Annotated in this window: 1 protein-coding gene; it reads right to left on the bottom strand. The window is 63.0% G+C overall.

The annotated features are described in order from the left end of the window. The coding region (locus tag AU198_RS20920; protein WP_156431701.1) for an amidohydrolase family protein at nucleotides 1-668 on the bottom strand (668 nt) is incomplete at both ends.

Here is a 668-nt window from a genome sequence, read left to right on the forward strand (position 1 = left end):
ACCTCGTCGAGCTGCTCGGGAGCCCCGGGCCACATCGAGTCGCTGTGCGGGTAATCGGCCTCCCAGCAGATGTTGTCGATGCCGATCGCATTGCGGGTGGCCACCCCGACCGGATCGGCGATGAAACAGGTCAAGAAGTGCTCGCGGAACACCTCGCTGGGCAGTTTGCCCCCGAAGTCCTGACCCGTCCACGTCGAATGCATCTCATAGGTGCGATCCACCCGCTCCAAAAAGTACGGGATCCACCCCGTACCGCCTTCGGACAGGGCGATCTTCAGCGTCGGGTATTCCTTGATCGGGCGCGACCACAACAGGTCGGCCGCGGCTTGCACGATGTTCATCGGCTGCAAGGTGATCATCACATCCATCGGCGCATCCGGGGCGGTGATCGCCAAGCGGCCCGAGGAACCGATGTGCACGTTGAGCACGGTCTCGGTGTCCACCAGCGCATCCCACATCGGCTTCCAATGCTCGAAATCATGGAAACTCGGATACCCCATGGCCGCCGGGTTCTCGGTGAACGTCAACGAATGCACACCGCGCTCGGCGTTGCGCCGGATCTCCTTGGCGCACTCGACCGGATCCCAGATCACCGGCAGCGTCATCGGGATGAACCGCGCCGGATAGGCCCCACACCACTCCTCGACGTGCCAGTCGTTGTAGGCCTT

The organism is Mycobacterium sp. GA-1199, from assembly GCF_001500045.1.
Taxonomy (GTDB): Bacteria; Actinomycetota; Actinomycetes; order Mycobacteriales; family Mycobacteriaceae; genus Mycobacterium.